The following is a 26590-nucleotide window of genomic DNA, read 5'->3' as shown; positions in this document are numbered from 1 at the left end:
ACCAGCCGATAAAGACAAAGCGATCGCGCTTTAGCCAGTCGTCGAGAACGTCGAACCATCCTCGCTGGGCTTGCGCGCGTCCCATTGCTATGGTCATACGCGAGTCTCCGTAATAATTACAACAGATATATACACGGAAGATGATGCCGCTAGCTCTAACCTTCAGACAGCTCACCGACTAAATGTCAAGCCAGCTATCTACAGATTATGAGTAGTGTTTACTATTCTTTACCGTCTTTATCATTATAGGGGGTATTTTTAGGGAAGCTAGTCTTAGCCCCCAGATCATCCCGTCTCACACCCCGATGAATTGGCGCGCCTGTCATCCAGGGCGGCCATCGGTTGCGCGATACTTATAGAAGTGGATAGAAGTGGGTTCTAGCTTCCTGTCGACCCCGAAGGTCACCCCAAGATGGTCAACCGGGAGCAGCTATTATGATAATCAGCACGGGCCGCTAAGCAAAGGCAAGACCTATGCAAGTTACTGTCGATCTGCCAGATGATCTGGCTACCCAGTTGGATGCTTTGCAAAGTCAACTGCCGCAGATTCTTCAGTTGGGCTTGCGAGAGCTCAATGCCATGCCTCAGGTGGGTTTCTCTGGTGTTGCCGATATTTTAGAGTTTTTAGCTGCGCTACCTACCCCAGAAGAAATTTTGGCGCTGCGTCCTTCTTCTACTCTGCAAGCTCAAATTAGCGATCTGCTTGAGAAGAGTCGCTCTACAGGGCTGAGCCCAGACGAAGAGCGGCTTTGGCAGAGCTATGAGTATCTAGAACACGTTGTTCGAATGGCAAAGGCTAAAGCTCATATCAAGCTTCAGCTCAGCCAGCCACAATGACCTACATTCCCAGTGCGTTGCGGCAGTTGGTGTATGCCAGGGCTAGAGCTTGCTGCGAATATTGCTTGATTCCAGAGGCTATGTCATTGGCACCCCACGAAATCGATCATATTATCGCTGAAAAATATGGGGGAGCAACCACAGAAGACAACCTGGCCCTCTCTTGTACCCTGTGCAACAAGCACAAGGGCAGTGATGTTGCCTCGGTTGATGCCGATTCTCAACAGATTGTTCGCCTTTACCACCCCCGTCATGATGCGTGGGGCGACCACTTTGAGCTGCAAGACGGTGTTTTGGCTGGGCTGACGCCAATTGGACGGGTGACCATTACTTTACTCAAGCTCAATCGAGCAGAGCGTATCGAAGAGCGGCAGCTGCTGCTAGCGGGTAGGTTGTTGCACATACCTGATTAACCCTGCCCATGCCAATGCACCGGTTACTGTGGAGAGGCCATTGCCATGGGTTCAGAAACCCGGTCTCTTGGGGTGAGGGGCACAGGCGATGGGGGGCGGCGGCACGGGATAAGTAGGTTGCTGGGCAAGATCTAGAGCCGCCTAACCCACCCTACGGTGCTCACAACCTTTACCAAAAGCCCTTTGTACCCCTCCTAGAGACTGGTTTTTTAGCTTCTGACTACCCCACCACCTCACTACCCCGACAATTTTTTTAGGCAAGGGTGATATGAAAGTTGATCGCGGTGGGTAGTCTAACTTCAGAAGCGAACACCACTAACCCAGCTTCTTAAGGAGACACCTACTCATGAAAACTTCTCTCAAAGCCAACCTGCTCAAGCACTTCATCACCAAAAAAGAAGAAGGCGGCTTCACTCTTATTGAACTGCTGGTTGTTATTATCATCATCGGTATTCTGGCTGCTATTGCTCTGCCTTCTTTCCTTAACCAGGCTAACAAAGCTAAGCAATCTGAAGCTAAAACCTACGTCGGTTCTATGAACCGCGCTCAGCAAGCTTACTTTCTAGAACGCAACACCTTCGCCATCAACGCAAACTTTGCTCAATTAGGTCTGGGTGTAAGCCCCACTACTACTAACTACCAGTACTCCTTGTCTGTGACCCGTCCTACGGGGGGTATTCGTCAGTATGCTCTTCCTATTGAAGCCGCCCAATCAGCGCTCAAAACCTACGGTGGTGGTGTGACGATTGGGACAACTGGTGGCGGAACTGCAGCTAATACCGAGGCAACCACGCTAGCGGTTATGTGTGAAGGTGCTTTGAGTCCTCTCCAAGGTGGTGCCTACACAATTGCCCACGTTGATGCAGGCGTTATCATTCCTGGCTCTGGAGCAAATGTTCCAATCTGCAACGAGACTCAAACTGGCACCGGTATGATTTCTGTTCGGTAATCATTCATCTAATGATGTCTAGTTAAGCTAGTCAATTCTTTATAGAAGGGCAGTCAACCTCGCTTGATTGCCCTTCCTTTTTTGGTGGACTTAGATAACTTCAGAATGGTGAAATACGCCGCTTAGGACACCAGGAAGCCCTAACGACGTTCAAACTTTTGAATATTTACTTAGCAAATGTCTCAATTCATTTGGCTGAGGTTATATCTTGTTCTTGTGAGCAAAGGAACGGCTTTTCATTCCAGGCTTAAGCACAACTGCCGCCTCAATTGGAGAATGTAATTCATGATTACCATTAACCAAAAGCAAAATCCATTATTCAAAACTATATTCCCATACTTGCTGCCGATCGTTCTGTTGACAGGGACGCTGCTGTTGCAAAAACAGCGGCTGAATAACCTTCAAGATAAAACCGCAATTTCCTCCGCGAACCTAGAGCGTCAGATCCAGGCTAAAGCCTCCACGCTAGCAGTCGCAGAGAAATTGCCCACCTTTGGTTTTGATAACGTAGTAGCCAGCTGGTTTTATTTACAGTTTTTACAGTACTTTGGGGACGACGAAGCACGCCAGGTGACAGGTTATAGCCTCAGCCCCGAGTTTTTCCGAACGATAATACCGTACGATCCGTTCTACCGAATGTTCTACTTGTTTTTATCTGGCAGCGGCAGCAACTTCGCTGGTCAACCGGAAGAGACTATCGACATTATTAATCAGGGACTAGCACAACTGACTCCTAACTTCCCGGATGATGGGTTTTACATTTGGCGTTACCGAGGGATAGATGAGTTGCTGTACTTAGGTGATGGAGTTGCAGCGCAGAAATCGCTTCAAACCGCTGCTGACTGGGCGCGGCAGTCGCCCCACCCCGACGCCGAGTTTATGGCCGAAAACTCCCAGGGCATGGCTAACTTTTTAGCCAACAACCCCGACAGCAAGCAGGCCCAAGTGAGTGCTTGGGCTAGTGTGCTGGCCAACGCCTTTGACGACGCCACCCGCCAAACCGCGATTCAGCGCATTGAGGCTCTCGGCGGCAAGGTCATCATCAGCGAAACTGGCGGCATACAGCTCCAGTTTCCCGAAGACGACTGAGGTGTTTTAAAGCCCAGAGTTTTGCTGCGAGGTGTGCCAAAAACTGTCGGTTCATCCTCAGTTATCTGGGTTCAGTAGATCACAAACACGCCTGCTTGACTGACAAAAGCTGCCTGGAAGCTACTGCATGAACTGCGGCGCAATAGTTTCAGGGATTGGAGGAAGAATCGGAGAGTCGGCGTTCTAAGCTGAGATACCAATCAAAGCCGCGATCGCTGTGAAAAAACTTCCCCCTCTACAAGGCAGAGTTACGTCAAAATAAGAACAACTTGCGGAGCATGAGAATTTCTCTGTTCTTTCTGCATCGCAGGTATTCCTTATTAGTTGAGTCATTTTCATGGCATCTAGTCCGCTGGGGTCTTTCAGAAGCACGTTAGTGAATCTTCCCCTGGGCGGGGTAGTACTTTTACCAGTGATGCCTCTGGCTCTCGGTATAGTTGCTTTGGCTCAATACTGGCGATCGCCACTGGATTCGCTAGGAGCGGGTGTGCTGCTGGGCAGTGCGATCGCCCTAGCCAGAGTAGCCACTGCCCTCATTAACCAACGCTTCGCCCGCCTCAAGCAGATCTACCAGAAGACTGAAGACGCGCTGCACCAGAGTGAAGCCAACCTGCTCCAGACTCAGCAAATCGCTCAGCTCGGCAGCTGGGAACTAGACCTGGTGACGCAAAACCTTACCTGGTCGGACGAACTGTTTCGTATTGTTGGGCTTGATTCGGCCCAGCCCCAACAGTCCCTTGAGCAGGTCTTGGCCACTATTCCTGAGGGCGATCGGGAAAGACTATCTGCTGCGATTAATCAGGCGATCGCAGACGGCTCTCCCTACGAAGTTGAACATCGCATCTGTCGCCCCGATGGCACCACGCGCTACTTGCTGAGCAGGGGGCAAGCCAAAACTGATGACTCTCAGCACATTATCAAGTTATTTGGCACAGCGCTAGACATCACCGATCGTAAACAAGCTGAATTGGCTTTGCAGACCAGTGAAACTCGATTTCAGGAAATTGCTCAAACTCTCAACCAGGTGTCCTATGTCATCTCGTTACCCAGTGGAGAGTATCTCTACATCAGTCCGGCCTACGAAAGGCTGTGGGGCTACTCCTGCGAAAGCCTCTATCAAGATAGTAAATCTTGGCTAAAACGAATTTATCCTGACGATTTAAACTATGTTTTGGAGTCGTTTAACCAGCTGCTGACGGGTCAGACAAAACGTCTGGAATATCGCATCTTTGCCGCCAACGGTGACGTTCGCTGGATTCAGTCAGAATCGTTAATTGTCAAGGACGAAAACGGCAATCCGTTGCGAGTGGTGGGGCTAGCCGATGATACTACCCATCGCAAACAGGTTGAAACTACGTTACGCGATCAAGAAGCTAAACTGCGAGCCATTGGCGACAATCTCCCCAGGGGCTTTATCTATCAATTGGTACACAACCCCGGTCGCGGCTTTTACTACAGCTATATCAGTGCCGGAATCGAGCAGGTTACTGGCCTCACGCCAGAGGCCGTGATCCAAAATCCTAGCGTGCTGTGGGATGCCTTAATTGAAGAAGACCGATTGATTTGTGATCAATTGATGCAACAATCGCTCGAAGACCTATCGTTATTTGAAACGCAGATCCGAGTGCGCAACGTTGCCGAAAAGATGCAGTGGCTGACAACAGTAGCTGTGCCCCGTCGCCTGGAGGAAGGCAGTACGGTTTGGGATGGAGTCATGGTAGATATCACCAGCCTTAAGCAGGCTGAAGTGGCCCTTCGCAATAATGAGGAGCTTTTTCGCAGCGCCTTTGACGATGCCCCCATTGGCATCGCTCTCATTTCACCCACAGGGGAGTTTCTAAAAGTCAACCGCTACCTCTGCCATCTGCTAGGTTATAGCCAGGAAGAGCTGCTGGAATTATGTTTTCAAGATATTACCCACTCTGGCGATCTAAACCAAAGCTGGCAGGGGTTAGCCCAGATGCTAGAGGGTGAACTGTCAAACTTGGAAATTAAGAAACGCTATATTTCTAAACAGAGAGTGGTGATTCCTGTACTGATAAATACCTCCTTTGTGCACGATATCGATGGTACTCCGCTCTATTGCATTGAGCATGTTCAAGATATTCGTGAACAGCTGAAAGTTGATCGCATGAAAGATGAGTTTGTCTCAATTGTCAGCCACGAACTGCGTACGCCAATTGCCTCCATTAATGGCTCTCTGATGCTCTTAGGCTCTGGGATCTACGACGCCCAGCCCGAAAAAGCCGAGAATATGCTGCGGGTGGCGATTAGAAACAGCGATCGCCTGGTGCGACTGGTCGATGACATTCTCAGCTTTGAGCGTCTTGAGTCGGGCAAGGTACAACTCGAAAAAGAAGACTGTGCCGTTGCCCACTTGCTCTACCAGGCGATCGACGCCGTGCAGCCCCTCGCCGATCACTCGGGTATCACCATCGCCCTCACCCCTCTCACCGTCACCCTGTTGGCTGCCCCCGATAGTATTATCCAGGTGCTTACCAATCTGTTAAGCAATGCGGTCAAGTTTTCGTCGCCGGGTGGGACGGTTTGGGTAAACGCTAGCACCGAGGGATTAGAGGCATCAGCACCTAACCCCTCGGTGCTGTTCACCGTTCGAGATCACGGTCGCGGTATTCCTGCCGATAAGCTAGAGACCATCTTCGACCAGTTTCAGCAGGTCGATGCGTCTGACTCGCGCCAAAAGGGCGGCACCGGCCTAGGATTGTCGATTTGCAAAAATATTGTAGAGCAGCACGGCGGCAGCATTTGGGTAGAGAGTTGTTTGGGCCAGGGCAGCACGTTTTTCTTTACGGTACCGCTGGGACGTAGTGAGGGGTAAGACGCGAGAGAAGATTACTCCATCCATGGGGATATAGCTCGTCTTGCCACTACCGCCTAGGCCCTGGGATATCCTGTACTGAGCCCTTCGATTTTTCTATTATACCGATCCGAATTCCACACCCCCGATTCCCAACCGGCCAATCTGTAGGGGCGAACCGCTGTTCGCCCTGCTGAATCGGGGGTAGGTGAGCAGGATTTGGTATCAGAGGGTATTTGAAAAGGCCGAGGGGGGCAAAAATCATGCCAACCGCCTGACCATGATCCGGATCATGGTCAGGTAGATGAGGGTTTCCGACGTTTCCGGTGGCCGTTCGTAGTCTCGCACTAACCGTCGGCACCCCTAACGCCTTCGGCGACGCTACGCGAACAGCCTGCCAAAGGTGCGCTCGACTACCCAGCGTTTCTTCAGCACGACAAACCCTTGGGTCTGCTGGGGTCGTAAGACGACTTCGACAATCCAGCGACAGGTATCCATCACCCCCATCATGAAAGTAGGGCCATCAAAGCCCCCATTCATTAAGACTCTGACTTGGGGCGATCGCAGATTGGAGCCAATAGCGCACTTGTAATAGGGCGAGCATAGACTACCGGCCACATGATTGACTAGCCCCGCCTGCCAGAGTTTTGAGCTACCCCAAAACTGGACACACAAGCTGTACACAAAAGCCTGTCTCACCACGCGTTAAGAAGTATCACCACAAGCTAGCGGGGTGAGTGGTGCTTTTGCTGAAGCCCTTGTCATAGAGGCCGAAACTCTGATGGACGTAACTGGACTCGAACCAGTGACCCCCACGATGTCAACGTGGTGCTCTAACCAACTGAGCTATACGTCCGGGCAGAAGTAGAAATTAACATATTGGAAGGTGCGATCGCAACACCCTATCGAACTGGCAAATAAGACAGCGCCGGTTGGAGTAGGCGTTGACCGTCTCTGGTTGGCAGGCTGAGGGCATCCAGAGGGAAATTGAGGGCGATCTGCGGCCCGGGGGCCTCGGCGAGGCGCAGACTAGAGAGGGCAGTGCCCTGGTAGTAGTGGGTCAAGATCTGCTGGTAATTTTGGCCTCGGGTGGCCAGTCCGCGGGCACCCCACTGGCTCATCCCCAGGCCGTGGCCAAAACCACGGCCATCGACGCGAATAGTGTCGCCCCCGATGTTAAACGAAACTAAGGTGCTGCGCAGCCCCAAAGCCTGGCGTAGCTCGTTACCGGTGAGGGTGCGGCTGCCCTGACTGCCCTGGAGCCGCATAGAGACAACTCGCCCAAAGGGAGTGGCACGTTCGGTAGCTACCCCTCGCAGTTGACCAATACCGGTAACCCGCTGGGCCAACTGCTGGGCCGAGAAGGTTTCAGACCAGCGAAATACGGGAGCCTCCTGGTCAAAGTCGGCCACGCCGCGCAGGTAGGGGGTGGGTCGCTGCCAGATATCTTCAGAGTTTTCGGTATGGCCCCCGGAGGAGGAGTGGAAGACCGCCTCAATCACCCGGCCCCCGTGGGTGAGCACCTGGCCCTGGGTGGCGTTGACCGCTGCCTGCACCGACGGGGCTTCGCCAGACAGCCCCTTGTAGACCTGGTGGGCGGTGGTGCCGCCAACGTCAAAGAGTTGGCCCTGGGTGCGATCGCGCCGATACAGCGCGTAAGATCTGGCCGCCACCGCCTGAGACTTGAGCGCCTCTAGGGGCCAGCTGGCGGGCATCTCGCTGCCCACCACGCCGTAGAGGTAAGCCTCTAGGTCAACCCAGTTGATAGCGGTGACCTTGCCCTCTACGGGCACTACCAGCACCTTGCCCCGATACCAGCTGTCGTTGATAAAGACATAGCCGCCCCCGGTGGGCTCGACCCAAAAGGCCTGCCCCTGCCAGTCGGCTAGACGCACATTGCCCCCGGCGGGGGTCACTACCACCGATCGCCCCTGGGGTATCTGGCCTACCCCCTGGCCCGCCTGATTTTTGACGATGGCCGGAGTCGAGCTGCCGACGGTGACCTGGCTGAGGCGATCGCCCACCGCCACCCGCATTTCTACAGCGGCCTGGACTGGCAAGGCCACCAGCCACCACAGCAGCGAAACGCTAAAACCATACTTCATCAGCACCAAGACGCGGCTGAGAAGCAGCCCAAAGACAGTGGGTTGGTAATGTTGAGTCATCGATCAATACAGCCGGTAGGAGGACGAGAGCGGGCAGTGGGAGCCAGGTGTAGCTGAGCATTGCCCCTAAAACCGTTCAACCGTTTTTAGGGTTTCTGTTGCTTTGCCCCAGGCGGTGATGACGAAGGAATTGCTCTTTACGGTATCACTGATGGTTTAGCCTGGCACAACCGGATCCATTCTCTACCCTAGACCTTGGTGCCGACAGAAAGTTTCCTGCTTCAGACCAGCTCACAAATTGACCCTAGGCAGGCGGCAGTACCGAGTCGTAGAGGCGGCGCAAAAAAGCCATAATTTTGCGGCCATAGTCTGGGTCAGCGCTCCACCGACCGCTGAGTTGGTCAACCAGGGGTGCTACGCCACGCACCACAAACCCAAAGCGGGGGTCGACCTGGCGCTGCACCAAGGGGTCGAGGCTGGCATAGGCCTTGAGGTGCTGAATCTGAGCCCGCACCCCCACTCGCGCGTTGGGAAACGACGCCCCCTCGGGGCCGCCGGTAGGAGAACCAATACCGCCAAAATTGTTGTAAGCCGGGTTGAGACTGCCGCCAAAATTGAGCGAGTTGGTCTCGACCAGCATCTGACAAAAGGCAATGTCGTGGTTGACCCCTTCGATCGCCGCCTCTTCGCGGTAGAGACCGGGCAGATCGCCGTAGGTGTTGACGGCGGCGGCATTTAGACTGCCTAAAAATAGTTTGAGCTGGGTGTCTGCGGTGCTGCCGATGCCCATGATGCGATCTATAGAGCCGGGGCAAAACTGCATGCCTGTGCGCGATCGCAGACGAATGGTGCGAGTCGCCGCATCCCACGTTACTGACACGTTGTAGTTTTGCAGATCGACGGCCTTGATATAGACCACGTTGGCGTAGCGAATGCGGTTGATGTTGGGGGCTGTGGCCGCATCTATCCCCAGCAGATCGGCAATGTCGATGGGAATGTAGGAATTGCTGTTGACGATGATGCCCGTTTCTGGGTAGATACCGCCGTTGAGGTTAATTCTAATTTCGGAAAAGTTGGTGCCGGGGACAGTGGGAATCGTCTCACTACTCACCTGGCGGCTCCAGGAGGCCAACCCGTCAGCGATCCCCAGGGCCACATCCCGCCGCTGGCGCTGGATGATCTCCAGGTCTTGGGGGTTGCTGAGAAAGCCAATTTCCATCAGCAGTGAGGGGCAACCCAGAGAACGGGTAAAGGGCAGCGTCCCGGTGGGCGAGTCGGTGTCGGGTTTGACGCCCCGGCTGGGCAAGAGCGGCACCCGTCGCCGCAGAGCCAGCAGCACCAGCTCGGCATGGGTGCGGCGAGTGTTGTTTTGAGAAATATAAAAGACCGCCGCCCCCCTCGTCGCCGGGTTACTGTGGGATCCTGCATGGATCTCTAGAGCTACATCCTGGGGACGGCAGCGCTCGTTGATCCAGGCGAGGCTCTGGGCAGCGCTGAGGTCGTCGGGCACCGAGAGCACTGCCAAGTTGCGCGATCGCAGTTCGGCCACCACCAGGTCACGCACCTGAATCATCTCCGCCGCCTCAGTGGTAACCCCCGGCAGCATAAAGCCTGGGTCGACGATTCCATCTTCGTAGCCGCCATGGCCCGCCGAAATAAAAATTTGCGCCATGCTGAACCGGTTCTATCTAACGATCTATCGCCAGAATGATAGCGGTGAATGGGCCAAGTGGAGGCTAAGAATACCGAGAAAAGAGGGCTGGGTAGGCTAAAGACAGAAGGCGGCTCAGAAAGGGGCGATCGCCTGCGAGTTGCAGCGCCCAGGCATGCCGAAACCGTTTATGTGGCCTCTGGTCATTGATGGCAGCCTACAATAGCCGCAACAAGCCCTCCCTGGCCCATGGTACAAACCTCTGCCAAAACCCTCACCCTAGCCGAGTTTCTGCAACAGCCAGAGACCAAGCCCGCGCACCAATACATCGACGGCCAAATCATTCAAAAACCCATACCCCAGGGGCAGCACAGCCGCATCCAACAAAAGCTGATCAATACCGTCAATGCAGTCACTGAGGATGCTCGTATCGCCCTAGCCCTACCCGAACTGCGCTGTACATACCCTACCGCCATAGCCATCCGCAGGATGGCTATGGCGGTAGATCGATCATTCCCGATGTTGCTGTGTTTTGCTGGCAGCGGCTGCCCACCAATGACGATGGCACCATTGCCAATACGTTTAGCGCTGCCCCCGACTGGACTATCGAGATTCTCAGCCCCGAGCAGTTGTCAACGCAGGTGGTGAGCAACATTTTGCACGTCTCAACCACGGCGGGCTGGGGGGCTGGCTAATCGATCCCAATGAAAATTTGGTGCAGGTTGATCGGCCTAACCAGCTACCCGCCTCTCTGGGAGAGGCCGAAAATGAGCTAGCAATGGTGGGTCTGGCTCCGGCCCTAACGCTCACTGTGGGGCAGGTGTTTGGCTGGCTTCCAGTAGAGTAAATGAACCAGAGCCAAGGCTCAAGCTGTGCGTTAGAGTCTTTGAACGGCAGGTTCACGAGAGCTGTTTTTTCCTGAAAAATATAGCTTTTGAGTGAACTTTATAAAATCTAATTTAATGCTAGGCCTTCACACTTCGTGAGAGTTTGCGCTGCATAAAATTCTATACCTTACACCTATGAAAGCATCTGATTTATGAAGAATTTTGGATCTAGTTCTAATATTTTATCTCTGCAATAGGTGGCCGCGTCAGATTCACCGAGTTGACAATAACATTGGCTCAAACAATTCAAGGTTGTAGGCTGTAACCCGTGAAGCTTAAGAGATTGGTGAAAGTATTTAGCAGCAGCACGATAATCTTTCAGTTTGATCAAAAGTTGGCCGAGCTGGAGAGCAACATCTTGGGATTCATCGATTGGGTAGTAGGTGTCCCATACCTTATGGCTAAGTTGAATTAAATCTTGGCGTTGAAAAGGGGTGACCCGTTCAGCCTGAGAAGAGAGGGTAGGTAGGCAAGTGATAAAAATATTGGCATCCCAACCACTGAGGCGGATATAAGCGATTAACTGTTGCAGGGTAAGGCGATCGCAGTGAGCAATAATCGCTTTTTTAAGGCTAAAAAAGTCATCAGGGCTAGTGTTAACGATGGATTCCTGGTAAGCATGGCGGGTCTCGGCGTACTTAGTAGGGGGCTGGCCGAAGAGGAAGGCGGAGATGTTGAGGCTGGCATGGTGGTGAGGCGTGTGGAGGGCTAGACCACCTTGGTGAGCTGTGTACTGACCGATGGCGTGGTAGTTGACCATGAGGGAGAAGCAACTGCCATGGAAGACCATACAGGGTTTGGGGCGATTGTTGAGGTCTTCTAGTTTGCTATAGCCTTTGTCGCCGGAGAGGAAAAGCAGGCGATCGCCGCTGAGGTTGCGCAGGTTGCGCAGGCAGTTGAGGCCAACGATGGGGAATAGCAGAGCGGTATTTGAGAGGTGCTGCTGGTACTCTTGCAAGATTTGGTTATAGGTGGAGTCGTCGTAGTAATTGGGAGTGATGGGGCGATCGCTGTAGGTGACGGTAAGATGATGTATGAGATTAGGATCTTGGAGAATTTCTGACTTCTGACTTTGGGTTTTGGCGGCGAGGCGATCGGGCAGAGTAAGCGTGACAAGGCTGGCGTGGAGTTGGTGATCTTTAATGGTGAAAACGTCTTGGGGTAAGCAGTCGAAAAAGTAGTTGGCCAGAACGATGGGGGGATTTTTGAGGATTTTGTGGGCCTGGTTGGCGAAGTGAAGGTTAAGGGTTTGGTCGTGTTGGGCGTCGAAATGGGCGATATCGAGAAAGCCCTGCTGAGCATAAGATTGCAAGAAGGGATGGCTTCGCCAATAGTCTAAATTACTCTCCGAAAAGTCGGAGAGAATATACTTGACTTTGAGATAATTAAGGGTAGATTTTGGAAAAAAACTCCAGAATTTTTTGAGGAAGTGATAGGCAAAACGTCCAGAGCCTGCACCAAGTTCCAGAATATAAACAGGCTCTGTCGGATCAATCGTTTGCTGCCAGTCGCGCAAGAAACCGAAGGCAACCTTGGCATAGGCATGGGCAATGAAGGGATTGCTGGTAATGTAGTGAGGAACAGTGCCGTGATTCCAGGCATTAATTCCCTGTTGAGCGAAGAAGTTGCGCTGGAGGTGCCAAAGGAAAGATTTAGATAGAGGTTGGCTCAACTCAATGGTAAAGTCTGCCAGTTTTAGAGATTTCTTCATTAGAGCAGAAATGAGCTTCTGTTGTTAAAACTAAAGACCCAAAATTTCATACTTCCATGAGGAGGATCTACGGCAACAAACGAAAAACCGTAGCAAAGTTGCCTCCACTAGTCAGTCAGATGCTTTCGAACATAGATATTAATATCTAAATTTAATTGCCTTAACTTGTTTTTATATGCCTCAACGAATACTTTTTGCTCACTTTTCTCATCTCCAATAGAGAGCAGCTTATTAAGATTATCCCAAATCCCTTTTGCTTCCAATTCATTTACCGCTTGATCATAAGGTTTCTTGCGGCAATTATAAAAAACTATATTTAGTTCTTTGAAGTCTGAATATTCTGCGTCATAACGCTTTTTTAGTTCTGAATTTCTGTTAATTTCATTATTTCCAGAGAAGAAGGTTTCTGCTATAGTTAGCAAGCGATCTACATATTTAGAAGCTTGAATGGCTAGCTGACGAAAATCGTCTTCATAGTGCATTATGTCTTTCAGTGCATCCCCGAAATTTTCATTGGCAGAGCACAGTCTTAGTAATTCATCAAGATCCTTGCGTTGCGCATAAGCCTTTTTGTATTTTGGATCTTTTCTTTCTCCGCCCACAAGAACCCTTCGAGCTTTTTCAGGCATCGTTTCTTCCTTCCCGTAGAAAAACTCTCGGGCTTTTTTGGGTATGAGTTTTTCTTCTTCTTTAATAGCTTTCTTAAATGCTCCCTGACTGATGCCAACTACGTCGGCCATTGATCCTTCGCTATGGTAAGCTTCATGCGCCCAGAGTGTAGCAATGACCATGGACTTCTTCAGTTCTTGAGTTGTGAATATAAGTTTATTCCAAGCTTCATCTTTTTCTGAATCTGAGGTCGCAGCACCGAATTCTTTTAGATATTTTAGTTGCTCTTCCCGCCTTTGTTGAACGGCCTCAAGACGATTGACATAGAGTTCATTTTTAGCACGTAACTCTCGATCTTGTGTTTCGGATGGTAATTTTGCCTGCTGCTGTGCTAGTTGTTTTTTATATTCTTCAAACAAAAGCTCAGCTTCATCTAAGGCTTTTTGGGTTGGTTCTTGGTAAGGAACGCCTCCCAAAGATTCTAGAATATCCTTCCTGTATCCACGCCACTCATCTTCAGCCATAAACTTGCGGATCTTGGCGAATGCCCCTGCATCTTCAATATGCATGTATGGAGCAGTTTGAGAAACTTCAGCTTCCACCTTAGCTATGATTTCTAACTCTGGCACCATCGGTCTTGGCATTCTATAAGATGGATCGTAAATATTGGTGTCAAAAAGCGTGCCAGATTCCATTCCAAACTCATTTCTAAAGTTTCTGTAGAACTCCCTAATAACTAGACCTGGATTGCCTCTGAGAGTTCCTGTATCATAAAGCTGTACATCGTAATCAGAGGTAGGAGATTGAGTTCCTGTATCATCAAATTCTACTAAACCTTTCTGTCCTGTTGCTTCGATCGCTTGTCTTAGCCCTTGATCGACAAGATACTTTCTATATTCAGCAACCCGATTCATTTCTGATTTTCCAGCATAATCAGCTTTAAGTCCAGTCCATCCTTTACCACGAGTGTTTTGATTTATAGGCGAACTTGGGTACTTTAGAGAATAAGCCTCAATAAGATTTCTGATTTCCATTTTGCGGGCTGTTGTCTCTTGTATTTCGCTAGCTTTTTCTTCTAAGCCATCAAACACCAAAGCTTCTGCCTGTTTAGATGATGAGCTTTTGGAAGGAATTTCAACTGGTTGATTTTCATCACCTTGTGATTCGTCTGCTAAGGCCGTACTTGACTGTTGAGAATCCAGGTTTCTTGCTTCTGCATCTAACATCCGATCGAACTCATCAAACCGCTGCTCTAACGAAATCGTTCCCAGATCAAACGAGTTGGCAAACGCCATATTTTTACCCATGCGATCGAACACGCTATGGGCATTGGAATAGGTTGGAGTGGGCGCAGCTGTAGGCGCAGGCTCTGGCGGGAGTCCCTGCCCCATGCGATCGAACACGTCATGGGGTGAGGTTTGTTTGATGGGGTCTCCAGGATTAGGAGGAGAAGAAACCGGGGTAGAGGATTCTGGGGCAGAGGGCTGAGTTGACTGGATAGAGGCATCGACAACCTGCTTACTACTGCCATCGTAGGTTTTCTCACCATTTAAAATGGCGTTTAAATCTTCCAAAAAGTCATCGGCGGTGGCGACGTCTTGCGGGGCAGCGGTTTTTGGCTCAGGGAGGTCTTCCACACTGAAGGATTGGGTCGGTGGGGTTGCTGATTTGATGGGCATGGGCTGGTTCTGTCCAGACACCACTTCTGGTTGTACGGGCGCGGGGATATCTGCCACTGTCGCGGGTTCAGCATCGAAGGACTCTACCTCAAAGGCTTCTGAGCCAAAGTCCAGAATAGGTTCAACGGATTGGGCCGCCGCATAGGTAGGGGCGCTATGTTCATAACCTCCCGTTTCGTGGTTGTAGCGCAACTCGATGGACTCATTATGGTCAAAAGCCATAGCCTCGACTGTTACCTTTGGAGGAGCTTGACCTGGCTGCTGTCCAGAACTTTGCAGGGTAATGGGCTGATTTTGATCGAAGGACTTTTCCTCTACCCTAGGCTTGGGCTTACCCTGCGGTTGTCCCTGTCCGAATGACGATGTCTGAGCCTGACGTTCCTGCAGGGTTTGGGCTAATTCTTGAAGGCGGTTTTTTGGGATACGCATGGGGTTCACCAACACAGGAAATAAGTAAACCGTAGGCAGAGAGGCAGAAGGCAAAACAAATGTTGTACAAGATCAATCGACTTAAGAGGTTGACCCTGGTGGCAGGTCTGGCCATGAGCGGGGGGGGAGTTCGGGTGGCCCTGCCCTGATTAAGAGGGACTGTGCCAGGGCTCCCCAATTGGAGGGAGAGTGCGGCCATAATGCACTGTCATTGTCAGAAGCAACAATGGGAACGATCGCCGTTTCCGTTACCACTTCTACTGGGGCATTACTGGAGGGTTCAGAATGATCTACTGTCGTGGCTGCGATATCGATCGTGCTGATGCTTTCAAGGTTCTGCTTCCAGGTCTTGCAAGGCTCTTCCTGCACGGTTGGAGAAGACTGTTTGGTTGTGATACCAGAAAGTACTGCCGGACCAGGGGTTGAACCAATAGCTACTTGGTGCAACTCTAGTGGCGCAGAATTCTCTGCTGTCCGATATTCAGGTTGGGAAGGCTGGGGTTCTGGTAGTTCTTCCGTAGCCTGATTAGCTGAGGCTGATAGCGTTACTGCTTCTGGGGGAATCGCTGAGAGGTGGGGTATGTGGCTTTGCTGTACTGATCGCGGTCGCGCCTGTTGGATTTGGTCAGCCAGGTCTTTCCAACTGGTTAAAGGCGCAGCGTCTTCTGAGGCGGAATCTTCCTGGTTATCTTGGGGGTGACTTGGAATGACAGGGGGTGGGCTGATTAGAGGACGGGGTGCTCTGGCAATGGGTCTGGTTGGATGAGGAGAGGTAGGAAGGGATTTTTCCTGGGCGAAGCTTGTGGGGTGGGACGGGAAGTGAAGTGGTGTTAAATCTGGCTCTGGGAAGGAAGCCCCGTGGTCTGGCAGGGAGTGCCCGGTTAACTGGGCGGATAGGAGCTGCCAGGGAGACAGAGTAGGAGATGTTTTGGGGACAGGGGCGCGACGGTGCTGGGGAGATTGAAGGGTTGGTTGGGAAGAAGGGGTAGAAGCCAATGTTGCTGATGCTGCCTCAGCGTGGATGCCTCTTGTCTGTGTCCTTTGTGCGCTTCGTTGTGACTGGTTGGGGTTTTGCTGAATAACGACTGGTCTTCGTGCTTGGAGTTCTTGCTCCAGGGCGAGGAGGCGATTGCAGGGGGGAAGGGAGGGCGACATGGCAAATTAGGACTAGGGTTGCAGGTTCATGGTGAAGACGGCGTAGGGGTCGAGGGCGACCTGGAGTTGGTGAGATTGGCCCTGGAGAGAGGCGGGCTCAATTTGGAATTGGATCTGTTTGGGGGTAGCGGAGAGCACCGGAATGGGGCGATCGTTCAGCACCGCAGAGGGAAAGTCTTTGAGAGATTGAGCCATCGCCAGATTTTCGCCGTCCAGGATGAGGACGGTTTTGCCTTCAACTTGGGAAACCCGGGCGTGAGACACCTTGGGGGGATACTGGCGGCGACGGGATTGGTTAATGGAATGGGTCAGGTTGTCGGTAAAAGCCGTCTGGGGGTCGAGGTCAACCTGGCTTTGAGCCTGGGAGACGTTGGGGGAACCGTTGCGAGATTGGTTGATGGCTTTAGCCAGATTGCCGTAGTCAAACTTCTGATCGGTAACTTTTTCTAGATCGATGTTGCGATCTTTGACGGTGCGTTTTAAGTCTTCGGCGGATTGAATGCCGAGTTTTTTAAGTTCTTTTTGCTGGGGCTCGGGTAAACCAATCGCATCTAGAGAGGTATCGTTGTGAGTAAGAGGCGGACGAGCAACTTCTGGGATTTGGCTGTCGCGGATGGAGCCAAGTTGAAGCGAGATTTTGGAGGCTCCAGTATCGCCGGATTTAGCAGTGGTAAAGCGAACGGTGTCGCCGTCGAATTCGGGGAAGAGTTGAAGTTCCAGGTTCATGTCTTTGACCATGTAGGTGAGCTTGCGGTTCAACCCTTTGACGGACAGCTGATCCTGGGCCTTGTCTAGCTCGAAAATGAGTGAGTCTAAAAAGGCTTGTAAATTCCAGGAATGGTTCTCATTATTGACCATCAGTGGGAACGATTGTGAGTGTCATACGGTGTAAAACTGGAAAGACGGTGGTTTCAACCGTTTGGGTGGGAGCCGAACTATAGAGCGAGAGCACATCCTCCGCGCTGGCAACATTCAATTCAATCGGTAAATTAACCGTGACCTGTTCAATTTCCATCGTCATCCCAGATTGCGTATCTTCAAGGCGATCGGTGAGATTAGTGAGTTGTTGTATCACTTTAAGGAAGGAAACATGGATATTGTTTTCAATATTCATAGATTCAACTAACCCGCTGCCATTTTACCTGCAAGAATACTTCTACCCTCATCAGTTTGTGTAACGACTACTCTAAATTTCTTGGCCCCCACTAATTCCAGTATAATTAGTCCTGCAAACTGCTTATCTGCACCGCCATGGCAATATTCATTAAGTAAGTAGTTTGCATAGAAATTTCTGGTGTCGGACGTGGTTTTGTTGTATGCTGTGGTAAGCGTACTAACACTGGTTGAACCCAGCGGAATGATACTTGCTGCTGCCCCCGTGGTTTTTGTCCCAACTTTATAACTTTTTTGGGTGATAATAAAACTTATGATTTCTTTCAATTTATCCCTAGTTTCTAGGGGTAGATTTTTTCTCAAAAATTCTAAGTTTCTTATATGCCTAATTGTTGACTCTATACTTATAGCTGCTTTACCTGCAGCTAAAACTGTTGGTGTTACTCTTGAAGGATCTAAGCCAGCAAGATACCCAGCGACTGTCCCCGCAGCTACCTTACCGTACCCCACTGCCTTTAGGGTTCTAGGACCATAGCCAACTCCTTCGGGCTGATCTAAAATAGCCTCTTGAAGCTCTTCTAATTTTCCTAATCTAGTTTTGTAAGCAACTTCTTCAGCAGTGCTTTCTTCAATTTGAACTAAATCTTCTAATTTATTTTCATAGTTGTCTTTTAAGCTTTCGCTTTCTCTTATTAGTACAAACAGATCTATGAGAATCCGTAATGATTCAGGCGAATACTCTTTTTCTATGATCTGTTTTTTAATTAGCGAAAAAAGTTCTTTTGATCCGTTTCTAAGTGCATCACTAGAATGATCGTCATACCTTTCTTTATAACTCCAAGACTCCTGAAGATATCCTCGCATTACAGGCTTATTTTCTAAGAAGTCATTATGACTTTTCAGTAAAGCTTCAATTTCCTTGTCTTTCTCGAATGCTTTGATTTCATCAGGATTCAAGCGAGGAGCAGGAAGAAGTTGGATTTCTCCTTCTCGAATATCTATTTTCTTTTCTTCAAAGTCATCAGCTGCCAACTTGGCGATTTCTGATTTAGCTTCAGTATACCCATCTAATAAATTGCTATACAACTTGCCAGAAGCCCGCTCTGGATGTGGATCAAGGCTTAGCCCGTTTATCGTCAATAAGAAGAGGTTTGTTGTATTGTCGGCTTCCCTATAATTCTGCTCACTAATATATTTTTTATAGTCTTCATTTATTTCTAAGAAAACTTTGGTTTTTACTTTAGGTGTCCATATTGAAGCCACTTTCTTGGCTAGTTCATCATTGTAGGTATTGACTAGTTTTTCAAAGTCGGTTGACAAGAGTCCATCGTAATACCTGGCTGCATAAGTTCTGGTAGGAGGTAAAGATGGGGAACTTTTGGGCGAACCCGTTACAACTAAGGTTCTTCCTCTTGGTGCTGCTGCGTCACCTGGTTCATATCTAGTATCAGGGGTAAGCCCTAGAAGTGGAATTCCTTTCTTGCCTCCAGCCGTACCGTTACCTAAAGGATAAGAGTACTGGCTTTTTTGCTGAGCTAAGCGTTCCAGTTTAGAAGCCACCTGAGGGGTAGCTTCTTTTGATTGGAGATTCACCGGGTAAGCTGGGGTTGATTGGTCAAACAAGACTTTCATGCCATTGAGTAGAAGCGGCTCATTGGAGAGGGCATAGTTCAACCCGGAGCGGTTCACTGGAAATTGGCTATTGTGCTGGCTCATGATTAGTTCCCGACTCCAATAAAGTGAACGATCGCCACTATCGGAAAATAGACCTCACGTTCCGTTAATGCCAACACCAGCCCATTGGCATTCGTCTCTCCCGCCTGCTTCAACAACACCCGCTGCACTTTCATCTCTGGATAAGTCCATAGCCCCGCCAGATCTCCCGGCTTGCCGTTAAACTCCACCGCACTCCGCGCCGCAAAGCTGCACTGCTGCTGAAACTCTGGAGCTATCAAAGCTTCCAGTTCCGCTGCACTCAACGAGGGGTGGCTGGAAATCTGGGGAATTAACTCATTCAGCCGAGAGGGACTCATAATTAACCCTGTCTTCAGCTTGCCGTTTAGCCTTGTAGAGCCATCGTCTTCTAGCTTCGTCACTGTCTCCATGCGGGCATGGTTGGTGCGCTCTGGTTCCAGGGTCAAGTAATACTTGCAGTCCAGCGATATGCGCCGCGCCATCCCCGAAAACTCCTTTTCCCACACCTTGTGCCAGTAGTCGCGAAAGCGATCGACATCATTCAGCGGTACCACCTCGGCGGTGCCTTCAATCCGGTCAAAACTATATTCACCAACCAGCGTGATCACCTGCGACAGGCTGGCGCCCAGTCGTTTTTTCTGTTGAGTCTTGTTGGAGGTAGCCTGCCAGATCAAGCTGACACAGACTAGATAATCCTGATTCGGAGCAAGAGCACGCAACCGCTCTGGCGATAACTTGGGCACCGTTGCCAGTGCCCCGGGAGTAATATTCTCTAGCCGATATTTCTCCTCCAGCAGCACCTCTAGCGTCTTCGGGTGCTTCACTACCAGTTGCATAATGCCCTTGCTGATCGGGCGTGGGGTTTCCACAGTTAGTGGAAATGCGATTTGCTGGTCATAGCGGTAGATAGGGTGCGATCGCCCATTCATCATTAGGGTGGTCGTATCGGTAAACTTCAACTGCACCGCATCAATGCGTTGAAACTCCATCGCTGTAGTCGAAGTCGTTAGTCCAACGCTAAGCCCCTGCGCGAGAGAAAGGGGCGTGTGCTCTGACTGAGTCAAAGCCTGGGCAATCGAACGCGCTGCCGCTGCCTCGGTGACGCCGGGTAAACTCTTGCTGATATCCATTAACCCCTGGGTAATGGTTGCTAATGCTTGACCCAGCGGCATAGACTGAATCGCTTTCAGGGTTTCAGGAGTAAATACCTTTTGCAGTAGTACTAATAACTCTGGCTCAATGGCTAAAGTTGCTGGCACGGCTCTCTCTTCCACACCGGTAGAGGGAATGGATAAAACCGTGGACGCTTGCGGTCGCTCAAGCAGCGCAACACCTTTCGCCTGAGCGAAATAATTAGGTGGGTGAGGGAGTAAAGAGAAGCTTCTTCCGAACTGCATTTCACGCCCCGGTGCCATTGACCCATTGGGCGAAGGTATATTTGCGCTGACCGATGTTTTCTCTGAATGAATCCCTACAGCTTTTGCCACCTTGCGGACCGCATCCAGAAACATGGCTGAACTGACAGGCTGGGTTTCCCGATACTGAAACGGGATTGTTTCAACAGGGCGACTGGTCATAGCTGTAGCTAGGCTAAACGGCAGAGTTGAGGTCGGCAGTGGGGAAGAGATAGAGCTGATTTCAATAATTTCAGAGATGGCGGGTCCAACTCTGTCGGCAGTGCGAAAGCTGAAAAGCTGGATAAAGCGGTTGTGGGCATCAACCTGTTGATTGGGGACTTCCAGAACCGTGCGACCAAGGCTTTCATCCGGTAGTGGACCCATGAGCAGCGAGGTGAATCTGATTGAGGTCAGTTGAGGCAGACCATTTGGGGCTTTAGTCTGACCAGAACCAATACTGTAGGTGTAATAGTGATTCACGCCCAGATCGACATTGAAGCGATAATGGATGTCACTCTGATCTAGAAACTTAAGCATCGCAAGCGCCATTATCCATCACCCATCCATGACTAAGATCCACCAGCAGGCAACGCCTTATCTGATTGCGCGACAGTGCCAGGATCGACTCGGCCCTTTCCTAAATCAAACGTCGATGCGAAATTGTCAAGCTTAAAGTAATCAGACTTGAACTGTATCTCAACAAACCCCTTTAACTTTGCACTGGCATTTGTGTTGGTTGTGTCTTTAGATGTTGCGATACTGACTTGTGAGGTTGTTCGCGATAGATTGGTAGAAGCCTGTGCTTTCCAAGGCCCCCATCCACCACCTCCACTGGCATTAAATTTAGCATCGCTTTTCGTATCATTGGTATTATTGCTAGTGTCCTCTGTTGAGGCATTAGCATCAATCTGAAACTCTACCTCAGCCCGAATAATTCCTTTTTCTACCACTAGTCGAGAAACACCCATCAAAATAGTTTCTCGAAGCATAGTACGTTTTTCCTTGGCTAAAGCTAATTTAGCTTCAATAATTTTTCCCTGAATGGCACTATTATTCATATCCACGGGTTGCTTCGTTTCACTATCGATCAAAGTTGGAAGCCCCTCAGCATCTCCCGCCATAGATCCTAGAGGGCTAGGAGGACCCAAGCTATAGCCGCCACTTGTTTCCACCATTTTCATCAACGCATCCATATCAGTCACATCTTTGGCGAACTCATTAACTCCTTTTGTCGCCTGTGCCAATAAGCGTTGATATGCTTCCATTTGCCGCTCATTGGCTTCTAAATTCGCGTTAAAGACGCCGTTCAACAAATCGCGAACAAAGCCTGGGAAATCGACTTTATCTACTAAATTCTTAAAATTATCTCCTGCTTTCTGAATGTTTTCAGGATTGGAGTTAGATAGAGCTGTTGCTAACCCAGATTGGCGAGCGAGTGTAGTGTGATGCGTTTGATTATCCCGATTGAGTGTTGATACGCTCATTGCCTGAGCGGATTCACTCTGTTGAAGTAGCTTTTGGTAGGTTTTATCGACTAAATCCTTGTAAAAAGCAAATTGTTGCTCCTTGCTCATATTCCGAAAGGATTCAGATTCAGCAAGAATCGCACGGACTTTGGTTCGAGCCTGGTTTTTTAGTTCTTCAGGAGTTAGCACAGCAATCAATTCCTTTTGATTTGATAGACCAAATTAACAACTTGACGGTTTGAGGCAAAACTGTTCTTTATATGCTTCCAATTAGCACCGAATTACCAGTTAGCAAACTCATCGTCCTGCTGAGCAAAGCCAGGCGTATTGTTGTTGCTAAGGCTGGGCATATTCATGCTAGGCATATTCATGTTATTAAAGAAATCAGGCATCTGCGGCTGCGCTGATTGTTGAGGGAATTGAGCACCATCATTCGTCGAATCTAGAGAAGCCTGGGCAATGATCCAGGCTTCTGCAGCACTCAAGAACTCTCGAAATTCACCTTCTCGAACAACTCCTTCATTAAATCCAGCAACCCACTGAAAAATCTTGTTGCCTTCAATCGCTAAAGTTCTCAAAGGAGCAGTCGGCACTATTGTTCCTAAGTCCTCTTTCGCGATCTGAGAAATGACACTCCAAATGGTCTTTCGACGGCCACCAAACACGTTGAGAATTTCCTCGGCCTTGAGGATTTCTACTGCCTCTTGCAGATGGGCATAATCCTCGGTAACTTGAATGTGCGCCATGCCTGTCATGGTTTCTGACAAGTTATGCTGCAAGTTCTTAGTCGCTTGATATACTTGGGCTCGCGATACATAAGCCTGCCCATTTTGGCTACCTTCAGTTTTGCGAATATACTCAGTTATTTCCACCATAAGCTTGTGCCATAACTGGGGAAATGCTGTATTGGCTACCATGTTAGAAAGTAATTTTCCATCTCCCTTATTTAGTATTCGCTTATAGAGCATGGCGCGCTCCTCAAAGGTAGAACGCTCATTCCGTAATTTGTGAAATCGGTACAGATCAGAGGCAGTTTTTCCTGCTGGTATATCTAGAATGCCACCTGCCCAACGTAAAACAAGAGCATTGGCTACATCAAACACACGTAATGCCTCGCCCATAGTGTAGACATAGTCCACTGCCCCGGCAGCTCTGATATTTTCAGGAATTACCCCTTGAACGATATCTGGATGATCAAATGTATCAATCGTAAAATCCCAGTCTACTTTCCCGCCTTTGACACGAAACTGATCAATAGGGTCATCTTTAACTGTGCTAAGCTTCAGTGCCTCACTATAAGAAAGAGCAAAATATTTGTCAGCTTCTTCAATTTTGAAACCGTTTTTTGATTGATCTTCCGCTGGCTGAATTGATATCTTAGAACTAACAAGATAATCGATCATGCCTTGCTTGACCGATGGAGTAAATGCCGTTTTAGGAATGACTTTTTGCCTTTCTATATATTCATTGAGATGATAGGCAAGCCCACCATCCCGATAAATATTTGAAAGCAAATCCATGACAGCAGGCTCTACCTGCCCTTTTCTTATAGAAATTGACTTATTTAAAGTTAGATCATCTAACTGCTTCCATTCTGGAGAAGTGTCAACTGTGATTCTTCTCGAACTAAAAACACCTTCAACAAGCCTAGCTAAAAACCATCTTCGATAACCATTGTGAGTCTTTCGTTGAACGGCATTATAGAGTGCTGTGGAATCCTTTGCATTGGAGCTTGAAAAGATTGCCTCATCTAAGGATTCTTTAAGAATTACTGCATAAATCTCAGGAGTTGACAGTAGGAGCCGATCAACATCTTCTAATGCAGCTTGATCAAGCTTCTGCGATAAATCATGAATTTCACTTTCTAAAACATCTTTCTCTCGAACATCTTTTTTAAGTGATTCAAGATCTTTTGTGCCGATCAAGTCAGCTTTAGTTTTTTCCAAAGCCTCGATCGCAAATTGGTCGAGCACCTGTCGAGGTGGATGAATCTGCCGATATGGATCAATAGCATATTTAGCGGAAGAATTGACCTGTAACACGATTACTCCTTACTTAGAATCACGACATTTGTCTCAAAGCTATAGCTAGCTAGAAAGCTTCACATTTTCTAGCTCAAACAGATTTTTAATTGACTCCCAATTCCGATCTTGTTGAAATTCCCTAAATTTCTTTTTGACTTGTTCCCTCATATCTTCATCTAATTGACCTGCGATACCCAAAATGATGTCCTCATATAGGGATCTGTTTGAATCCTTCAACTTATCTAAACTGCTTGAAAGAATATCGCTCAAAGATGCTGAATCGGTTTCTAGTCCAGTCATTAGATCTAACACCATGTTACGCCTGATTTCCAGATCAGACAGTGCATGGCTATAAATCCGAAAATGCGCTAATTTGCCCTGATAGCCATAATTAGGACACAACTGCACCTTTGCTGGCGCATGAAGCATCTTTGTCATCTTCTTAGCATCTAAATGCCGAAGTTGTCCATTGAGAAAAATTTTCATTTCTCCTGTTTCTATATTTTTTGTAAATGTCCAGCAATGCCATTTACCTTTCAGCTCTGAGTCAGAGATATTCGTTTGTATCCTGTCTACCTGGCTAGCACCTTGCTTGTTATTGCCACAATCAAATATTATGAGATTATCCCAAGGAATTTGAACGATTATAAGCCCACGAGACTGGGCGATATCAGCTTGGAAAATGCTTGTTCTCTCGAATAGATTAGTTCCGCCATAGGCCCAAAAACTAATGCTGATTTCTTTCCCGGCTTTGATTACATCTGGAGTGATTTCTATTCCCGTTTGGCTGTCAGATTGTGTTGGATCAGAGCTAACTTCTAGACATTTGCCGAAGAAATCGTCGGCAACTATTTTGAAAAATTTGTCATTGAGCGTCGCGTTTCGCTTTTTGCCAGAAGAGTCTTCTAGTATTCTGTCATCTAAGATGCGATCAAGCTTTAGGTATAATTCCAGAGTGTTGTTGCTACGGCTCATCATCGTTCCTTTTTGATCAGAGATAGAACTGGTTTGAGGTGGCTAAAATTTGTCTTTTAGATAGTAAAAATTTATTTTTTGTCAGTCGAAATTTTTGACTCTAGTAATCGTAAAGCATCTAGCAAGTTCACACATCCAAAGCCGGATTTTTGATGCTTAAATGTGGTCGTGAGCTTGTTAGAAGAATGCTTTAATATATGCTTTAGCTGATTATCCAGCAGCTGCATTCCTTCCGCCAATCCATAAGCTTTCAACAATGCCACTGCCCCTGCCACAAAGGGCGATGCATGAGAAGTCCCCGTTGAAAAAGCATAGTCATTCTCCAAATAGGTACTGTAAATATTCGTGCCTGGGGCAACCAAGCTTACCTGTTTGCCATAGGTCGAAAACGGCGCAACCTCTCCCAACTCATCCAAAGCCCCCACCGTAATCACATAGGGCAGTGCTCCTGGATAGTAAAGGTTTTCTTGCCCATCATTACCAGAGGCCGCCACAATGGTGACTCCCTTTTGCTTGGCATAGTCCACCACCTCCTGATGGGGCAGCCCACCCCCCGTATGCTGAATGCCCAGGCTCATGTTGATCACATCTGCCCCGTGGTCGATCGCCCACTTGATCCCGGCATTGATGTTATCGACCAGGCCTGCCCCGACTCGCTTGCCCCCCCGCTCCATCGCACCCAGTACGCGCACCGGCATGATCTTGCACTTGGGCACCACTCCCACCGGCATGTTGATGCCCTTTCCGGCAATAATTCCTGCTACGTGGGTGCCGTGCCCCACCTCATCTTCAGGAACCTCGTCGTAGCCTAGGTAGTCACCGGCAAACTTGCCTGCCCCATCGATAATGTCAACAAAGTCATAGCCTGGCACTAGTGCCTCTCGCAGCTCAGGATGGCTTAAGTTGACGCCCGTATCTAACACGGCCACCGTAATTCTGGGATCGCCCTGGGTATAGCGATGGGCTTCCTCTAAATAAATGGCGCGGCGCGATCGCAGATCGGTTGTGGCACTCATTTGCTGGGGCATGAGGTGTGGCAAGTCGGCTTGGGCGATCGCCCCCACTTGCACCTCTTCCACCATGGGTAACGCTGCTAGCTCATCTATCAAGCGCCCCGGAATCGTCTGCTGCCGCTGCACAATCAACCGATACACGCGATCAAGACCGCTAGCCCGCTCTGCGGCATCCCAATCTTGACCAGCGGGTCGATACTCATGGGTGACCCAAACGGCCACCCCATAGGCATCTAAAAGACTGTCAATGCTGGGGTGCAAATGGGCATTGGCCAGCTTGCGATCGCACAGCAGATCTTGCCAGTCAGGCAAAGGGTCGATGACAATCCCTGGCTTAATTTTGAGCTTAATGTGGGGCTTCATAATCAAGCCATGCGCGGGAGCTAAAACGCATCTTTCAGGTAGCCAAAAATCTGGAGGCTTACAATTTTTGAGAAGTGGAGGTAGTGACAGGCAGAACAAAACCCACTAATAAGGTCTGCTCCACAGTTGAGTTTCTACCAAATTATTTCATGCAAATCGGCTAACTTATAGCAGCCTCTGATGGGTTGCATTACAACAGCAGGTTGGCAGCA

General features: G+C 49.4%; 17 protein-coding genes, 1 tRNA gene and 2 pseudogenes. 6 read left to right on the top strand and 14 right to left on the bottom strand.

Going from position 1 to position 26590, the window contains the following annotated elements:
- Positions 1–474: 474 nt before the first annotated feature.
- The 5 genes from AC0QKW_RS13810 to AC0QKW_RS13790 all read left to right on the top strand — a co-directional run bounded on the left by AC0QKW_RS13810 (position 475) and on the right by AC0QKW_RS13790 (position 6127).
- Entirely contained in the window at positions 475–837 is a 363-nt protein-coding gene (locus AC0QKW_RS13810; RefSeq protein WP_473151651.1) for a hypothetical protein, read from the top strand.
- Entirely contained in the window at positions 834–1250 is a 417-nt protein-coding gene (locus AC0QKW_RS13805) for an HNH endonuclease (protein ID WP_473151650.1), read from the top strand. The genes AC0QKW_RS13810 and AC0QKW_RS13805 overlap by 4 nt, the downstream gene beginning before the upstream one ends.
- Positions 1251–1596: 346 nt before the next feature.
- Positions 1597–2199 (top strand): type IV pilin-like G/H family protein, encoded by a 603-nt coding sequence (locus AC0QKW_RS13800; protein WP_473151649.1) that lies wholly within the window; start codon positions 1597–1599, stop codon positions 2197–2199.
- Between the two features lie 285 nt (positions 2200–2484).
- Entirely contained in the window at positions 2485–3288 is an 804-nt protein-coding gene (locus AC0QKW_RS13795; protein WP_473151648.1) for a hypothetical protein, read from the top strand.
- 376 nt (positions 3289–3664) lie between these two features.
- Complete coding sequence (locus AC0QKW_RS13790) at positions 3665–6127, top strand: PAS domain-containing protein (RefSeq protein ID WP_473151647.1); 2463 nt, start codon at positions 3665–3667, stop codon at positions 6125–6127.
- 240 nt (positions 6128–6367) lie between these two features.
- Here the strand turns inward: AC0QKW_RS13790 and AC0QKW_RS13785 are convergent.
- From AC0QKW_RS13785 to tftA, 4 genes and pseudogenes are all read right to left on the bottom strand, one after another.
- Positions 6368–6643: pseudogene (locus tag AC0QKW_RS13785) on the bottom strand (transposase); the annotation flags it as partial.
- Between the two features lie 245 nt (positions 6644–6888).
- Positions 6889–6962: transfer RNA gene (locus AC0QKW_RS13780), tRNA-Val, on the bottom strand.
- Positions 6963–7008: 46 nt separating this feature from the next.
- Positions 7009–8271: a SpoIID/LytB domain-containing protein gene (locus tag AC0QKW_RS13775; RefSeq protein WP_473151646.1), complete on the bottom strand. Its 1263-nt coding sequence runs from the start codon at positions 8269–8271 to the stop codon at positions 7009–7011.
- 244 nt (positions 8272–8515) lie between these two features.
- The gene (gene tftA, locus AC0QKW_RS13770) at positions 8516–9883 is read right to left on the bottom strand and encodes a hormogonium tapered terminus morphoprotein TftA (RefSeq protein WP_473151645.1); all 1368 of its coding nucleotides are present in this window, start codon (positions 9881–9883) and stop codon (positions 8516–8518) included.
- Between the two features lie 228 nt (positions 9884–10111).
- On the opposite strand from tftA, the pseudogene AC0QKW_RS13765 reads away from it, so the two are divergent.
- Positions 10112–10709, top strand: a pseudogene (locus tag AC0QKW_RS13765) (Uma2 family endonuclease).
- Between the two features lie 173 nt (positions 10710–10882).
- Here the strand turns inward: AC0QKW_RS13765 and AC0QKW_RS13760 are convergent.
- From AC0QKW_RS13760 to AC0QKW_RS13715, 10 genes are all read right to left on the bottom strand, one after another.
- The gene (locus AC0QKW_RS13760; RefSeq protein WP_473151644.1) at positions 10883–12460 is read right to left on the bottom strand and encodes an SAM-dependent methyltransferase; all 1578 of its coding nucleotides are present in this window, start codon (positions 12458–12460) and stop codon (positions 10883–10885) included.
- A 107-nt stretch (positions 12461–12567) separates the two neighbouring features.
- A complete protein-coding gene (locus AC0QKW_RS13755; RefSeq protein ID WP_473151643.1) occupies positions 12568–15231 on the bottom strand; it encodes a hypothetical protein in 2664 nt (887 codons plus the stop codon).
- A 1113-nt stretch (positions 15232–16344) separates the two neighbouring features.
- Complete coding sequence (locus tag AC0QKW_RS13750) at positions 16345–17190, bottom strand: hypothetical protein (protein ID WP_473151642.1); 846 nt, start codon at positions 17188–17190, stop codon at positions 16345–16347.
- Entirely contained in the window at positions 17180–17446 is a 267-nt protein-coding gene (locus AC0QKW_RS13745; RefSeq protein ID WP_473151641.1) for a hypothetical protein, read from the bottom strand. The genes AC0QKW_RS13750 and AC0QKW_RS13745 overlap by 11 nt, the downstream gene beginning before the upstream one ends.
- An 8-nt stretch (positions 17447–17454) precedes the next feature.
- Positions 17455–19161 (bottom strand): hypothetical protein, encoded by a 1707-nt coding sequence (locus AC0QKW_RS13740; protein WP_473151640.1) that lies wholly within the window; start codon positions 19159–19161, stop codon positions 17455–17457.
- A 2-nt stretch (positions 19162–19163) separates the two neighbouring features.
- A complete protein-coding gene (locus AC0QKW_RS13735) occupies positions 19164–21086 on the bottom strand; it encodes a hypothetical protein (protein ID WP_473151639.1) in 1923 nt (640 codons plus the stop codon).
- A 20-nt stretch (positions 21087–21106) separates the two neighbouring features.
- Positions 21107–22192: a hypothetical protein gene (locus tag AC0QKW_RS13730; RefSeq protein WP_473151638.1), complete on the bottom strand. Its 1086-nt coding sequence runs from the start codon at positions 22190–22192 to the stop codon at positions 21107–21109.
- Positions 22193–22284: 92 nt separating this feature from the next.
- The gene (locus tag AC0QKW_RS13725) at positions 22285–24045 is read right to left on the bottom strand and encodes a hypothetical protein (RefSeq protein WP_473151637.1); all 1761 of its coding nucleotides are present in this window, start codon (positions 24043–24045) and stop codon (positions 22285–22287) included.
- Positions 24046–24090: 45 nt separating this feature from the next.
- On the bottom strand, positions 24091–25005 hold the full coding sequence (locus tag AC0QKW_RS13720) for a LamG-like jellyroll fold domain-containing protein (protein ID WP_473151636.1): 915 nt from the start codon (positions 25003–25005) through the stop codon (positions 24091–24093).
- Between the two features lie 68 nt (positions 25006–25073).
- Positions 25074–26378 carry a S8 family peptidase gene (locus tag AC0QKW_RS13715; protein WP_473151635.1) on the bottom strand — a complete coding sequence of 435 codons (1305 nt, stop codon included), beginning with the start codon at positions 26376–26378 and terminating at the stop codon, positions 25074–25076.
- Between the last annotated feature and the right edge of the window lie 212 nt (positions 26379–26590).

It is taken from the genome of Pseudanabaena sp. PCC 9330 (genome assembly GCF_055795045.1).
This window is presented reverse-complemented; position numbering and strand designations above follow the sequence as displayed.

Coding starts and splice junctions, on each gene's coding strand:
- AC0QKW_RS13810 (WP_473151651.1), top strand. CDS start 475: ATGCAAGTTACTGTCGATCTGCCAGATGATCTGGCTACCCAGTTGGAT.
- AC0QKW_RS13805 (WP_473151650.1), top strand. CDS start 834: ATGACCTACATTCCCAGTGCGTTGCGGCAGTTGGTGTATGCCAGGGCT.
- AC0QKW_RS13800 (WP_473151649.1), top strand. CDS start 1,597: ATGAAAACTTCTCTCAAAGCCAACCTGCTCAAGCACTTCATCACCAAA.
- AC0QKW_RS13795 (WP_473151648.1), top strand. CDS start 2,485: ATGATTACCATTAACCAAAAGCAAAATCCATTATTCAAAACTATATTC.
- AC0QKW_RS13775 (WP_473151646.1), bottom strand. CDS start 8,271: ATGACTCAACATTACCAACCCACTGTCTTTGGGCTGCTTCTCAGCCGC.
- tftA (WP_473151645.1), bottom strand. CDS start 9,883: ATGGCGCAAATTTTTATTTCGGCGGGCCATGGCGGCTACGAAGATGGA.
- AC0QKW_RS13760 (WP_473151644.1), bottom strand. CDS start 12,460: ATGAAGAAATCTCTAAAACTGGCAGACTTTACCATTGAGTTGAGCCAA.
- AC0QKW_RS13750 (WP_473151642.1), bottom strand. CDS start 17,190: ATGGTCAATAATGAGAACCATTCCTGGAATTTACAAGCCTTTTTAGAC.
- AC0QKW_RS13745 (WP_473151641.1), bottom strand. CDS start 17,446: ATGAATATTGAAAACAATATCCATGTTTCCTTCCTTAAAGTGATACAA.
- AC0QKW_RS13740 (WP_473151640.1), bottom strand. CDS start 19,161: ATGAGCCAGCACAATAGCCAATTTCCAGTGAACCGCTCCGGGTTGAAC.
- AC0QKW_RS13735 (WP_473151639.1), bottom strand. CDS start 21,086: ATGGCGCTTGCGATGCTTAAGTTTCTAGATCAGAGTGACATCCATTAT.
- AC0QKW_RS13720 (WP_473151636.1), bottom strand. CDS start 25,005: ATGATGAGCCGTAGCAACAACACTCTGGAATTATACCTAAAGCTTGAT.
- AC0QKW_RS13715 (WP_473151635.1), bottom strand. CDS start 26,378: ATGAAGCCCCACATTAAGCTCAAAATTAAGCCAGGGATTGTCATCGAC.